Origin of the sequence: Prevotella sp. oral taxon 475, from assembly GCF_018127805.1 — a bacterium.
In the GTDB taxonomy this organism is placed as follows: Bacteria; Bacteroidota; Bacteroidia; order Bacteroidales; family Bacteroidaceae; genus Prevotella.
Window position 1 is genome coordinate 675,791 of the sequence record NZ_CP072334.1, and the last position, 14,798, is coordinate 690,588.

10 protein-coding genes are annotated in these 14,798 nt (G+C 51.3%); 4 read left to right on the plus strand and 6 right to left on the minus strand.

The window, feature by feature from the left end; all coding sequences use genetic code 11:
* Positions 1 to 55: 55 nt before the first annotated feature.
* Positions 56 to 667, minus strand: coding sequence for a superoxide dismutase (locus J5A66_RS02570; protein WP_305792206.1), 612 nt, complete (start codon positions 665 to 667; stop codon positions 56 to 58).
* 694 nt (positions 668 to 1,361) lie between these two features.
* Here J5A66_RS02570 and J5A66_RS02575 point away from each other — a divergent pair.
* Positions 1,362 to 3,245, plus strand: a complete 1,884-nt coding sequence (locus tag J5A66_RS02575) for a family 20 glycosylhydrolase (protein WP_211790899.1) — start codon at positions 1,362 to 1,364, stop codon at positions 3,243 to 3,245.
* On the opposite strand, the gene J5A66_RS02580 is transcribed toward J5A66_RS02575, so the two are convergent.
* Together J5A66_RS02580 and J5A66_RS02585 are read right to left on the minus strand one after the other, a co-directional pair.
* Positions 3,239 to 3,778, minus strand: a complete 540-nt coding sequence (locus tag J5A66_RS02580; RefSeq protein WP_211790900.1) for an RsmD family RNA methyltransferase — start codon at positions 3,776 to 3,778, stop codon at positions 3,239 to 3,241. The genes J5A66_RS02575 and J5A66_RS02580 overlap by 7 nt on opposite strands.
* 45 nt (positions 3,779 to 3,823) lie before the next feature.
* On the minus strand, positions 3,824 to 4,657 hold the full coding sequence (locus tag J5A66_RS02585; RefSeq protein WP_211790901.1) for a DUF3822 family protein: 834 nt from the start codon (positions 4,655 to 4,657) through the stop codon (positions 3,824 to 3,826).
* 219 nt (positions 4,658 to 4,876) lie between these two features.
* Here J5A66_RS02585 and J5A66_RS02590 point away from each other — a divergent pair, with 219 nt between their 5' ends.
* The 3 genes from J5A66_RS02590 (at position 4,877) to trxA (ending at position 10,845) form a co-directional block, all read left to right on the plus strand.
* Positions 4,877 to 6,307, plus strand: a complete 1,431-nt coding sequence (locus tag J5A66_RS02590; protein ID WP_211790902.1) for an ATP-dependent RecD-like DNA helicase — start codon at positions 4,877 to 4,879, stop codon at positions 6,305 to 6,307.
* A 331-nt stretch (positions 6,308 to 6,638) separates the two neighbouring features.
* Positions 6,639 to 10,346 carry a DNA polymerase III subunit alpha gene (dnaE, locus tag J5A66_RS02595; RefSeq protein ID WP_211790903.1) on the plus strand — a complete coding sequence of 1,236 codons (3,708 nt, stop codon included), beginning with the start codon at positions 6,639 to 6,641 and terminating at the stop codon, positions 10,344 to 10,346.
* Positions 10,347 to 10,530: 184 nt separating this feature from the next.
* Positions 10,531 to 10,845 (plus strand): thioredoxin, encoded by a 315-nt coding sequence (trxA, locus tag J5A66_RS02600; RefSeq protein ID WP_211790904.1) that lies wholly within the window; start codon positions 10,531 to 10,533, stop codon positions 10,843 to 10,845.
* 476 nt (positions 10,846 to 11,321) lie between these two features.
* Here trxA and aroB read toward each other — a convergent pair whose 3' ends face one another.
* The 3 genes from aroB to surE form a co-directional block, all read right to left on the minus strand.
* The gene (aroB, locus tag J5A66_RS02605) at positions 11,322 to 12,371 is read right to left on the minus strand and encodes a 3-dehydroquinate synthase (protein ID WP_211790905.1); all 1,050 of its coding nucleotides are present in this window, start codon (positions 12,369 to 12,371) and stop codon (positions 11,322 to 11,324) included.
* Between the two features lie 60 nt (positions 12,372 to 12,431).
* Entirely contained in the window at positions 12,432 to 13,592 is a 1,161-nt protein-coding gene (lpxB, locus tag J5A66_RS02610) for a lipid-A-disaccharide synthase (RefSeq protein ID WP_211790906.1), read from the minus strand.
* Between the two features lie 88 nt (positions 13,593 to 13,680).
* Entirely contained in the window at positions 13,681 to 14,487 is an 807-nt protein-coding gene (gene surE, locus J5A66_RS02615) for a 5'/3'-nucleotidase SurE (protein ID WP_211790907.1), read from the minus strand.
* Positions 14,488 to 14,798 lie beyond the last annotated feature (311 nt).

The following is a 14,798-nucleotide window of genomic DNA, read 5'->3' on the forward strand; positions in this document are numbered from 1 at the left end:
ATATTTTGTTGTATGTCGCCCCATCTCCGATTGGGTGCAGGAGAGGGATGACAACTTATTTGAGTCGGCCTTCCACTACCGTCCAGTCGATAATGTCCCACACAGCGGCAATATGATCCACGCGACGGTTCTGATAATCCAGATAGTAAGCATGCTCCCAGACGTCCAATCCCAAGAGAGGTGTGAGTCCATGTCGCAGCGGATTGCCGGCATTTGCTTCTTTGGTGATGATGAGTTTGCCGTCTTTGTCTTGTGAAAGCCAGGCCCAGCCCGACCCGAAGAGCGTGGCAGCCGCCTGAGCAAACTCCTTTTTAAAGTTCTCTACGCTTCCAAAGTCTCTCGTCAGTACCTCGGCCATCTTTCCGGTGGGCTCGTTTCCCTTCACCGGAGCCTTGAACTGCTGGAAATAAAGGGCGTGATTCAGTGTCTGGCCGGCATTGTTGAAGATGGCACCATCGGGAGCCGACGTCACGATCTCTTCCACATGTTTTCCCTCAAACTCAGTTCCTGCAATCAGCGTGTTGAGCGTATTGACGTAGTTTTGCAGGTGCTTGCCATAGTGAAAAGCAATGGTCTGCTCGCTGATAACCGGTTCCAATGCGTTTTCGGCATAAGGAAGGGTGGGCATTTGTATATTCATAACAATCAATAATTTAGTTAAAAACATTTCTTTTTCTTATTCTGCACTGCAAAGGTAAGAACAAATCTCCGCGTTTCAAACAGATATTCTCTATCGAATCATAGATCTCATCTATACCATTCTTTTCTTCCTTATGACCTACTCTTTTTCTCCTTACTTCTCGTTTTCTTAGCTTTTGCACGCCAAAAGCTAAGAAAACGCCATGCAAAAGCTAAGAGATGGACGTGCAAAAGGATAGCTTTTGAAAGTTTATCTCTATCATGTTGATTATCAATGGATTGTAAACGCGATTTTCTAACTGGAGAAATCGCTCAGAGAAGGGCCTCCCCACAGAAGGAAACTGGACGACGGGCGGCGACTCCAACTGATTATTTTTCTAATTTTAAATTGAAGAAACGATGGCAGTATTCTTATCGTTGTATCAAGACAACCAGCAACTGCACCACGGTTGTTATTAACAAACGAATCTAAGACCTCTAAGCTAAGGGAGAGACGGGTAAGTAGACAAATGATTATCAGCGAGTTACAAACCCGATTTTTGAGTCCTTTCTCCTTCCCGTTTTTAACAATTGAAGAGGAACGGAAGGCGATAACGAAGACGCCTGAACCTGAACTGGGTGATGCAAGGAGAGGGCTAACCTCATTGGCTCTTGGTCTTAGAGGCGCAACCTGCCGAATCTTCAGGGAAAAACGCTATCTTTGCGTGGAAAAATCTAAGAAGATGAGAAAAAGAATCTGGAAAACTCTCTGTCGGCAGACCGTCTTTGTGGGTCTGCTCCTTGTGGTCTGCCTCGGAACCAGTGCGCAGAAGCTCATTCCCGCACCCGTAGAACTGAAACCATTGGGTGGGAAAACGCGCGTGAGAACCGTAGACGAGCGCATCGACTCCCGTCTCAAGTTACCCGCTGAGGGCTATATGCTCACCGTTTCTGCCGACGGACGGGCTGCCATTCGGGCCAAAGACCACCGCGGAATTCTTTGGGCCAAAGCCACTCTGCGACAGCTTGCTGCCGAAGACGGAACAACGCCCTGCGTGCGGATCAAAGACTATCCTGCCTTTCCTCTGCGCGGCTTCATGCACGACACAGGGCGCAACTTCCGTTCGGTGGAACAACTCAAAAAAGACCTCGAACTTCTCTCCGCCTATAAGCTCAATCTCTTTCACTGGCATCTCACCGACCATCCCGCCTGGCGCATCCAATGCCGAGCCTATCCGCAACTGAACGATGCCCGGTTTCAGCGTGCCGGGCGCGATGAGGGTCGTTTTTACACCTACGACGAGATACGCCACGTCATCGCCTATGCTCGAGAACTGGGCATTACCGTGCTGCCCGAGATCGATATGCCCGGACATAGTCAGTATTTCGAGAAAGCTTTCGGATTCTCCATGGCTTCAAAACAGGGGATGGAGGTGCTGAAGAAATGTCTCGACGAATTTTTCGGCGAAATCTCTCGCCAAGATTGCCCCATGATTCACATCGGAAGCGACGAAATCCACATCGACAATCCGCAAGCCTTTATCCGCTTTTGCGAAGAAGTGGCCCATCAACACGGTCGGCAGGTGGTGGTATGGGATCCCGGTTTGAAGGCCTCGCCAACGGCCATCGCTCAGGTGTGGCGCGAGAATCAGATGGGCGACGTAGATGCTACCGCCTATCCTCATCGTTACATCGACTCCTACATGGGTTATCTCAACAAAGGGAATCCCTTCTGCAACGTCGTTAAATACCTTTTGCACACCCCCTGCGGAGTGTCCTCCGCCAATGGAAAAGCACTGGGCGGCATCCTCTGTTTGTGGAACGATGTCCGCGTGGCCGATCAGCGTCTCCTCTTCCCCCACAACGGCATGCCGCAGTGTCTGCTCCCCTTTGCCGAGCGATTCTGGCGGGGCGGAACAGCTCTGCCCATGGGTGAAGAGAATCTGTTGCCTCCTGCCGGCAGCGAATGGCATCGGCGTGTAACCGAGTTTGAGCGTCGTCTTTCCTGGCACCGCGATCATCTGCTCTACGACTGGGACATGCGATGGGTGGCTAACGCCGATCTGCACTGGCGTGTCTCGCTGCCTCAGCCCCGAGGCACCCATCCTGACTCCCTCCGTTGGACCGAAGCTTGGGGTGGAACCGTCAACCTGATCGAACTGGTCAAACGCCACCACATCCCTCTCCTACCCACGATGGATGCCTGGATGGAAACCCAACTCTTCGTTCCGCGCGACACCGTTATCACGGCCTGGGTGGGATTTGAAACGCCGCCCCGCTCCTCGCGCATCTCCGACGGCATCGGCTACCAAGGCTACTGGGAGTCGCAGGGCCGACTCTTCGTGGGCCATCAAGAGATTTTCCCTCCCGAGCCTTGGGCCGAACCAGGGAAATATCGTTATCATGAACAAACCTGGAGACAAGCACCCTCGGAGATACCCTATACCAATGAGCAATTCTTCTGGATGCGTTCGCCGGCCCGACTACCTCTGAAAGCCGGCCGAAACACCATTCGACTCTATTGCCCACGCGTCTTTCCCAACGAATCGTGGTTCGTTTCCTTCATCCCCATTCACTTAGACGCCAACGGACACGTGTCGGAGGCACAGGGAATCCAATTCTATTGACCAAGCCGAAAAATGCTGAAGTTCACGCTTCCATACGCCCGATGTTCCACGAAATGAGGATGCTGAGAGAAGCAATCTTGTTTTCCATGCTCGAAAACAAATACGCCGCCGGGTTTTAGAAGGCCCTGTTGGAAGACGCGCGAGGGAATTTCGCTCAATTCGGGCAAGGCATACGGCGGGTCGGCAAAGATGAAATCGAACGACTGACGGCAGCTTCGGAGAAACCGAAAAACGTCTCCGCGAATCAAAAAGCTGCGGTTCGTGCCCAGCTTCTCGGTGCACTGACGGATGAACCGAGCGTGATCGCGGTCGGCTTCCACACTCGTCACCGAAGCACATCCCCGGGAAAGCAACTCTAAAGAAATGCTCCCCGTACCGGCAAAGAGGTCGAGCGCGGTGATCTCTTCAAAGTCGAGATAGCCCATGAGCACGTTAAAGATGTTTTCCTTAGCAAAATCGGTGGTGGGACGGGCCTTGAACGTGCGGGGAATGTCGAAGTGCCGTCCTTTGTATTGTCCTGTTATAATACGCATGGAGTAAAATATCAATAAAGAAAAGGGAGAGGGCGAGGGTGAATATCACTTCTCGCCCTCGTGTGTGTCTTTCAGAAAGAACGTCATCAAGTCGTAAGGCAGATGAGGGATGGTGGTGATGGGAGCGCGATGGAAGTCGGCCGAAGGATTGATGACATAGGTTCTTTTAACGAATTTCTGAAAAGCCGCCTTCAACCAGTCTCGTTCGGGAATCTCACCCACGAGGTGCAGTTCGTCGCTGAGCGCATTCATGCCCAGCTGTTTCCAAACATAAAGAACGAAATAGAGAGCATCGCGCGAGTTGCCTGCCTCGAAAACATTACAAAATCGGAATCGATTCTTCTCGAAAGCAAACACCTCTAATCGCTTGCCATGAAAGTAAGTATACAGCTTTCTACCTATTCCCGTAAAACTGCGGCGGTGCAAATGCGTCCACACACTGCGCATCAAGGGGGTGATGCGCACGTCGGCGAAGTGGTCGGTGAGCACCAATTGCAAGTCTTTGCTTACTGGAAACACCGCCACGGCATTCAGTTCGTTCAGCACCTGATGCCGAAGTGTATCGCCATCGCCCAGCACAAAGGTGTGGCGGTAAAGCTCCTCCACCTCTTCCTCGTGAAACACGTCGATCGGCAGCAGCATCACTGGCGCATCGATGAGCAGGTTCACCTTCTTATATCCCCGCATCAGCAGCATCGAAGTTTTAAAAGCCTCGCGCAGATTAGCAGCCATCGAAATACCGCTTCGCACGGTGTAAGGCTCGAAAAGGAGCTGTTTCTCCGTGCTACGGTCCACCACGGCAAAAGCCAAAGCGGTCCGGCTCAGGCGCACAATCAGTCGGGTTTGCTCCAATTGCATATCGTTTACGTTTTCCTGCATCGTTGTTCGAAAGGTTAAAAGCCGATGCTGCGGATGCTCAGAAAACACAGAACGACGAGCACCAGCACGCACAAGGCCAGGATGTAATTAACGAGGGGATTCATTCGAAGGTTCAGAATACTTTTCCTAACTTTGTCATCCCGTTGCCGCACGGGCTTTTTTAGGTGTTGCAAAAGTACGAATTTGTTTGCAAATCCCACCTCTTCAACTTAAAAAACAATGATGACCGACGAGATTCTCTTTCATATTCAACGCCACTTCCGTTTCCATCCCACTACCGAACAGGAAGAGGCCATCCAGACGTTTGCCCGTTTTCTCACCGCCCGCGACCCGCATTCGCTCATGATTCTCACCGGAAGTGCCGGTACGGGAAAGACCTCTATCGCCGGTGCCATCGTGCAAACGCTCACGCAGTTGCGGCAGAAGGTGGTGCTGATGGCCCCGACGGGCCGGGCCGCCAAGGTGTTTTCGATGAACAGCGATGGGCATCCGGCCTTCACCATCCACCGCAAAATCTACCGACAACGCACCTTCGACGGATCGGGCGGCCGTTTCAACCTCAACGACAATCTTTTTACCGACACGCTCTTTATGGTAGACGAGGCCTCGATGGTGGCCAATTTGGGTGCTGCCGACACCACTTTCGGCAGCGGATGCCTGCTCGACGACCTCGTGCAATACGTCTATGCCGGGCGCAACTGCCGTCTGCTGCTCATCGGAGACAAGGCTCAGCTGCCTCCGGTGGGCGAAACGGAATCGCCCGCACTGCTCGCACACGTCATGGAGGGTTACGGAATGACTGTCTTTCACTGCGACCTGAGCGAGGTGTTGCGCCAGAATCAGAACAGCGGCATCCTCTTCAACGCCACCCGAATCCGTGAGCTGATCACCCGCGAACATCTTACGCAGTTGCCCCAAATCCGCCTAACGGCTTTCGCCGACGTGACGCTTGTCTCGGGCGACGAGCTGGTCGACCGTCTCAACAGCAGCTACAACCAGGTGGGAACCGACGAAACCATCGTCATCACCCGCAGCAACAAGCGCGCCAACATCTTCAATCGGGGCATCCGCGGCATGGTGCTTGAGTGCGAAGAGATGCTCGTTCGCGGCGACCTCCTCATGATTGTCAAGAACAACTACTACTGGACCGAGCGCGAAAAATCCTCCATCTCTTTCCTGGCCAACGGCGACAGGGCGCGTGTGGTCCGAGTGAGTCACCAGCGAAAGGAGCACGATCTTCATTTTGCCGACGTGTGGTTGCAGTTCCCCGACTACGAAAACCTGGAACTGGAAGCCACCGTTGTGCTCGAGAGTCTCACTACCGAGGCTCCCGCACTTACCCGCGAGCAGAACGAACACCTATATAATAAGGTGATGGAAGACTATGCCGACATCCCCTTGAAAGCCGATCGGATGAAGAAAGTCAAGAACGACGTCTTTTTTAACGCCCTGCAAATCAAATATGCCTATGCCATTACCTGCCACAAAGCTCAGGGCGGACAGTGGGAACACGTCTTTCTCGACCAGGGCTATGTCTCTGCCGAGGCTCTCACCCCCGACTATCTGCACTGGCTCTACACGGCCTTTACGAGGGCGCGGAGCCGACTTTTTCTCGTGAACTGGCCCCAAGCGCAGTGCGAAGAAACATAACCCGCTTTTCAAAAGCTAAGAAAATGCATCGCGAAAGCTAAGAAAACGGCAGGCAAAAGCTAAGAAAATGCAAGGCAAAAGCTAAGAAAACGCACATCAAAAGCTAAGAGATGAGAAACGAATTTGTAAACGACTGTCTATCAAAGAGATAGAAACGCCTTTTTCAAAATAGTTTCCAGTAGATTCTTCGGTGAGTCTTCACGTCCAATGCACTCCGCCTTCATCGTGCTATTCATCGTTTTCTGTTCGTCGAACGACCTCATAAATTTGCGCATCTCACGAATAAGTGCTAACTTTGAGCCTCGAAATTCAACTCAAGAAGCCCCATCAAATGGAAGATTTCGTACACCTTCACGTACATACTTATTACTCAATTCTCGACGGACAGTCGAGCGTGCAACGTCTCGTAGACAAGGCCGTGGCCAACGGTATGCGAGGCATGGCCCTCACAGACCATGGCAACATGTTCGGCACAAAAGAGTTTTATAACTATTGTAAAAAGGTGAACGGCAAACGCAAAGAAGAGGGCTTGCCCGAGTTTAAACCCATCATCGGATGCGAAATGTATGTGGCTCGCCACCGAAAAACCGATAAGGTGAAGGAGAACGGCGACATGAGCGGCTACCATCTCATCGTCTTGGCTAAAAACTATCAAGGATATAAAAACCTCATCAAACTGGTTTCGCGGGCCTGGGTAGATGGTTATTACATGCGTCCGCGCACCGACCGCGAAGATTTGGAACGCTACCACGAGGGCCTCATCGTGTGTTCGGCCTGCATTGCGGGCGAGGTGCCCCGCAAAATTCTCAAAGACGACCTCGCCGGAGCTCGTGAAGCCGTGGAGTGGTATCATCGTGTTTTTGGCGAAGACTACTACTTAGAGCTGCAACGACACGAGGTAAAAGATCCTCATATCCGAGCCAATCGCGAGGCGTTCCCCTTGCAACAACGCGCCAATAAGGTGATGCTGCAACTGGCAAAAGAGTATCACATCAAGGTGGTGTGCACCAATGATGCACATTTCGTAGACAAAGAGAATGCTGAAGCTCACGACCACCTGCTCTGTCTCTCAACCGGTAAAGACTTAGACGACCCCTCGCGTATGCTCTACTCGAAACAAGAGTGGTTTAAAACCCGCGAGGAAATGAACGAGGTGTTCGGCGATCTGCCCGAGGCTATGCGCAATACGCTCGAGATTCTCGACAAGGTGGAGACTTATTCTATCGACCATTCGCCCATCATGCCTTTCTTTCCCATCCCCGAAGACTTCGGAACCGAAGAGCAATGGCGGCAACGTTTCTCGCCGGAAGACCTGTACAGGGAGTTCACCAGCGACGAAAACGGAAACAACCAACTACCTGCCGAGGAGGGAGAAGCGAAAATCAAGAAGCTGGGAGGCATCGATAAGCTCTACCGAATCAAGTTCGAGGCCGACTATCTGGCCAAACTCGCCTACGACGGAGCAATGCGTTTGTATGGCAATCCGCTGACCGACGAGGTGAAAGAACGCATCAACTTCGAACTACACATCATGAAGACGATGGGCTTCCCGGGCTATTTTCTCATCGTGCAAGACTTTATCAACGCAGCCGAAAACGAACTGGAAGTGATGGTTGGGCCTGGTCGTGGGTCGGCAGCAGGCTCTGTTGTGGCCTACTGTTTGGGCATTACAAAAATCGATCCCATTAAATACGACCTGCTGTTCGAGCGTTTTCTCAATCCCGATCGCATCTCATTGCCCGATATCGATACCGACTTCGACGACGACGGACGAGGACGCGTACTCGAATGGGTGGAAAATAAATACGGACACGATAAGGTGGCACACATCATTACCTATGGTACGATGGCCACCAAAAACTCGATTAAGGACGTGGCGCGTGTGGAAAAAGTGCCGCTCGACCAAGTGAATGCCCTCTGCAAACTCATCCCCGATAAACTGCCCGATGGTTTGAAGATGAACATTCCTAATGCTATCAAAAGCATTCCGGAGCTTCGCGAGGCCGAAGCTTCTACCGATGAGCGGATGAGAAACACCATGATGTATGCCAAAATGCTGGAGGGCACCGTGCGCGGAACAGGTATCCACGCCTGCGGAACCATCATCTGCCGCGATGCCATTAGCGATTGGGTGCCCGTTTCCACAGCCGAAGACAAGACAGACCCTGGACATAAGCTGCTGTGTACACAATATGACGGACACGTCATTGAAGAAACGGGACTCATCAAGATGGACTTCCTCGGTCTGAAGACGCTTTCCATTCTGAAAGAGGCGGTCGAAAACGTTCGCGTCTCTATGGGAACGAACATCGATTTGGAAAAGATTCCCATCGACGATCCCCTCACTTACCAGCTCTATTGCGAGGGACGAACCATCGGAACCTTCCAGTTCGAGTCTGCCGGCATGCAAAAATACCTGCGAGAACTGCAACCTTCGGTCTTCGAAGACCTCATTGCGATGAACGCTCTCTATCGTCCGGGACCCATGGACTATATTCCTGACTTCATTGCACGTAAACGCGACCCATCAAAGGTACAGTACGACATCCCGTGCATGGAGAAATACCTCAAAGATACGTATGGTATCACCGTCTATCAAGAACAAGTGATGCTCCTGGCACGTCAGTTAGCAGGTTTCACAAGGGGGCAAAGCGACACGCTAAGAAAGGCCATGGGCAAGAAGCTTATGGCCCAAATGGATAAGTTGGAGACGCTTTTCTACGAGGGCGGAACGAAGAACGGACACTCTAAAGAGACATTGAACAAGATTTGGGAAGACTGGAAGAAGTTTGCTTCCTATGCTTTCAACAAGAGTCACGCCACATGCTACTCGTGGGTCGCTTTCCAAACGGCTTATCTCAAAGCGCATTATCCGGCCGAATACATGGCGGCCGTGATGAGTAGGAACCTTGCCAACATCGCCGAAATCACGAAATTCATGGACGAATGCCGCTCAATGGGCATCAGAACGTTGGGCCCCGACGTGAATGAATCGCGTCTGAAATTCAGTGTTAACAAAAAAGGTGAAATTCGTTTCGGTCTTGCGGCCATCAAGGGAATGGGCGATGCGGCGGCACAAGCCATCATCAGCGAGCGCGAAACCAATGGTCCTTTCAAGGATGTCTTCGATGTTGTGCAGCGCGTCAACCTAAGTTCAGTCAACAAAAAAGCACTTGAGAGCTTGGCTTTGAGTGGTGGTTTCGACAGCTTTTCTATCGCTCGGGAACGCTATATAGGTACTGATGTCAAAGGAACGGCTTTCCTCGACACGCTCGTTCGCTACGGACAGCTCTACCAAGCCGAACAAACGCAGGCGCAGAACTCACTCTTCGGGGCTACCGATGCAGTGGAAATTGCCACGCCTCCCATCCCGAATGCCGACCCATGGAGCAGCATCGAGCGTCTGAATCGTGAGCGCGACCTCGTTGGCATCTATCTTTCGGCTCATCCCTTAGACGATTTCAAACTCGTTCTCACAGGCATGTGCAACACGCATTGTGCTGAATTGGACGACAAAATGGCTCTTACCAAGAAAGAAGAGATTGTGTTGGGCGGCATTGTCACCGAGGTGAAGTCGAAATTTACCAAGACCGGAAAACCCTGCGGTTTCGTTACGATAGAGGATTTTGAAGGTGCCGGCGAGTTAGCTTTCTTTGGTGAGGAATGGGGGAAGTGGCGTGGACATCTCTCTGAGGGCTATACGGTTTTCATCACGGCCAAATGCGTGCAGAAATATCCCAATAGCAACTACATCGACTTCCAGGTGTCGAACATCGAATACCTGCAAAGTGTGAGTGACAAACGCATCGAAAGCTTCACCATCGAGGCTGACAGCAACCATATCGACGAGACGGTGGTGAACGACATCTTAACGATGGTGAACGAAAGCCCGGGAAACACGCAGCTCTATTTCCAAATTCACGATAGCGAATCGAACAATACCGTGCTGCTCAGATCGAGAACGCGGCCCATCACCGTGAAACGAGAACTGGTGAACTATGTGGAGAGTCATCCCAATATGACGTATAAGGTGAATTAATGGTAAACAATGCCTCCGCAAAAGGACTGCAACAAACAGCAAGGCCTCTCTATCTGCATTTCTCCAATGGCTTTTTCACTTTTGACAGGCTTGTTGGATCGCCCGGGAAAACTGGCACATTCTTTGCAAAACTAAAAAATACGACAATACAAAACCCTAACAAAAAAACGAAAGGAAAAGAATCATGGAAGTAAAGATTACAACTGAAAACTTCGAGAATTACAAGAATGGCGACTTGCCATTGGTAGTAGACTTGTGGGCAACTTGGTGCGGACCGTGCAAAATGGTGGCTCCAATCATCTCCGAATTGGCAGCAGACTACGATGGAAAAATCGTTGTTGGCAAATGCGATGTGGAGGAAAACGATGAGCTTGCCGCACAATTCGGCGTTCGCACCATTCCTACCATTCTCTTTTTCAAGAACGGCGAAGTGGTAGACAAGTTCGTTGGAGCTACCAATAAGGCCACACTTGATGCCAAATTCCAGGCTTTGCTGTAAGCCAAGTCCTAAAAAGAAACCGGAAAAAGAGGGTTCTCCCATACGGAGTGCCCTCTTTTTGTTTTGCCCTTCCCCGTTTTCCGGTTTTCAACAACGAGTTCTATCAAGCACTTTTGCAACGTCTTCATGATCAGGCTCTTACAAACCGATTTTCAAAAGCTAAGAAAACGCAAGCTAAAAGCTAAGAGATGGGGATGCAAAAGCTAAGAAAACGTAGGACAAAAGTTAAGAGATGGAGGAGTAAGGAGGGAAGTAGTAAGGAGTAAGGAGGGAAGTAATGGGGCTGCCAAGGTTGGCAATAATCCGTAAGAGTTGGTCTATTGGTAGGTATAGGTTGGCAAGTGAAGCACGCCAACCTTGTCTAAACGACATCCATCAATAACAGTCCTAAGGAGGTTAGTCTGTTTCACATGATAAAAGTATTTAAGAGTGATGTTCAACTACGATAAGCATTTCAACTCAAAGGAAAAGAGAATTCATCCTTCGCGATAAAAGTCGAGTGCGTCTTTGATTTCCTCTTCGGTGGCCGTTTGGTCGATGAGGGGAGCTCCGATGTCAGCCAGGAGGGTGAAATGAATGTCAGTCGAGATGTTCTTTTTGTCATGGTGCATGAACGAAAGCAGAGTAGGATAGTCGTTGCAAGTGAGTGGCAAGGTGCCGTAATAACGACGGATGAAGTGTTGCATCTGGCGAAGTCGGTCCGTGGGGAAGCCTGTTTTCAGAGCTGAGAGATAGAGTTCTACAATCAGCCCATAAGCCACGGCGTAGCCATGCAGCAACAGTTGACCGCGCTGAAGCCAGAGAGCCTCGAGAGCATGACCAATGGTGTGCCCCAGATTCAAGACCTTGCGAAGCCCCTGTTCGTGCGGATCGGCAGCCACTATCTGTTCTTTCACTTCTACAGACTGGGCTACCAAGCGTTGTAAAACAGCGAAATCGGGCTGTTCGAGGGGAAAGTTGAGATGTTCGGCCCACATCTTTTCGTCTTTAATCAGAGCGTGTTTAAGCATTTCAGCATAGCCTGAACGCAGATTTTCCGCATCGAGCGTGTCGAGAAAAGTCGTGTGGAGCAACACATATCGGGCATTAGCAAACGTTCCGACCTCATTTTTCAGATGATTGAAGTTGATGCCCGTCTTTCCGCCTACAGCCGCATCGACCATCGCCAGCAGAGTAGTGGGAAGGTTGATGAAGGGAATGCCACGCTTGAACGTCGAAGCAGCGAAGCCTCCAAGGTCGGTCACCATGCCGCCACCAAGGTTCAACAAGCACGAATGGCGGGTGGCTTCACCATCGCTCAAGGCCTTCCACACCTGCGAAAGAGTGTCGAGCTGCTTGTGAGCGTCGGTTGGAGGGATGACAATCTGTCGGGCCTTGTCGATGCCGGAAACGGTTTTCAGTTTGGGAAGACAGAGCCGATGAGTCGTCTCATCGGCAAGAATGAAGAGCCGATCGGGGCGAATGGCGTGCAGAGCGGTGAGAAGGTCTTGCTCAATATGGTTGGAAAGGATCACTTCTTGCTTCATGTTTGGGAAAAATAAACAGTGAACATCGTGTTGATCAGAGCTGCATCGGTTGGTTGATTTTTAGCGAAGGTCCCCTCTTTTCCTCTCTTGGAGGAGTTGCACCATTCTTTGGGCGGCATTCTTGGGAGCCGATTCATGCCCCAAAAGACGATGAAGATGAGCGTAATCGGTCAGCATCCGGCTCCGAGAAGTTCCGCTGGGGAGAATCCGAAGGAGTTCGGTGGCGATGGAATCGACGGAGAACCGATCGGCAAACAGCTCGACAACCACCTCTCGATCGGCAATTAAATTCACCAACGAGATGTATTTCACGCCTATAAAATGGTTGAAAGCGAAACGGATCAGACGGGGGAACGGCGTTTGATAGCATACCACTTGCGGTACGGAAAAGAGGGCTGTCTCGAGCGTTGCCGTGCCACTGGTGACGAGAGCAGCGGTGGAATGGGCGAGCAAGGGGTAGGTTTCGTTCTGCACCAACAGCGCGTTCGACTCGCCAAGAAACTGCTTGTAATACTCAATGGGGATGGATGGCGCACCGGCGATCACCGTTTGATAGTGCGGAAACCGACTGGCCACCTGAAGCATCGTGGGCAGATTGTCTTTAATTTCCTGCAATCGGCTACCGGCAAGCAGAGCGATGATGGGCCGGCGGGCATCCCATTCGTGCCTGCGACAGAAGCTCTCGAACGTTTCTTTGTAGTCGGCAAGGAAGCCTCGAACCTCGTCTGCTGTGGGATTCCCTACGTAATGGATGGGATAATGATGCCGATTTTCGAAGAAAGGCACTTCGAAAGGCAGGATAGAAAAGAGCTCATCGACATCGCGTTTGATGCTTTTGATGCGGTATTCTTTCCACGCCCAGATCTTTGGCGATATATAATAATAGACGGGAATGCGAGTGTTGGCCCGAAGAAACTTGGCGATGCTGAGGTTGAAACCGGGATAATCGATGAGTATCACCACGTCGGGTTGCCAGTCGACGATGTCGCGTTTGCACATCGCCATGTTCTTAAAGATGGTTCGCAAGTGCAGCAACACAGGGACAAAGCCCATGTAGGCCATCTCTTTGAAGTGCCGAACGCGTGTTCCGCCGACAGCCGTCATGAGGTCGCCGCCCAGAAATCGAAACTCGGCCTGTGGGTCTTCGCTCTTCAAGGCCTGCATAAGATGCGAGGCATGGAGGTCCCCCGAGGCTTCACCCACGATGAGATAGTATTTCATAATTGGCAATTGAGAATGGACAATTGAGAATGGAGAAAGGGGAATAGATGGCTGAGCGGGAGTAGAACGACTGACAACCGATGGGTCCTTACTCCTCTCCCGCTGGGGAAGAGGCCTCCCACCAACTGCTTTCCATCCATTGTAGCCGTTCCATAGACGGATAATCGGTGACATCGATTCTCGTGGGAGTCACCGCTACAAAACCGTTATTGAGAGCCCACAGGTCGGTATCGGCGGCATCAGGTTCCTCACTTTGGAAGTGGCCCGTTATCCAATAATAGTCGAATCCGCGCGGATGGAGCTTCTTTTCGCACTCGTTCACCCAGCAACCACGGTTCATTCGACACACTTTGATGCCCTTCAACTGCTTCGTTGGTGGGAAATTGACGTTCAGACACACATCCGTGGGCAGTCCGTCGGTGAGAACCCGGCGCACGATAGCCCTTATCACAGGGCGCAGGGGGGAGAAATCGGCCTCCTCGCTCTCGTCGCACAGCGAGAAACCCACAGCGGGCACATGCTTTAAGCAGCCTTCTATCACTGCGCCCATCGTGCCAGAGTAATGCACATTCACAGCGGCATTACCGCCATGGTTGATTCCACTGAGAACGAGATGAGGCTTCCGACCGTCGAGAAGCTCGCTAAAGGCCAGTTTGATACAGTCTACGGGCGTTCCGCTGCACGACCACACCGCGGCAGTCTCAATGTCTTTCCGTCGTTTCAGTCGTAAAGGTTCCGCCACCGAGAAAGCTCCCGCAAAGCCAGAACGGCCCGCTTCGGGTGCGCATACAATGATATGGGCCACGTCGGCCAGCATCTTCACCAGCGAACGCAAACCCTTGGCATGGTAGCCATCGTCGTTCGAGATGAGAATAAGGGGCTTTTCTTCTTTCATTTCCGTTTCTTACCAGTTGTTATTCCTCTACAAAAATACGCAAAATCGCCGGAATAACGACAGTCCTTCTTGTCCAAAACACATTTCTTGATCCGCAACCAACGGCATAAACGCACGCCTCCCATTTGCAAAAGCTAAGAAAACGAAGGCCAAAAGCTAAGAAAACGAGGTGCAAAAGCTAAGAGATGGGAGTCTATTTTCTTAGCTTTTGCAAGATGCTTGATCATCGTCTGATTGTTAAGTACTTTCTCTTCCTCTTGAACAAATCCGTAGAAATAGGCCTATCCAATGGTATCGGCGAGAGAAAAGAA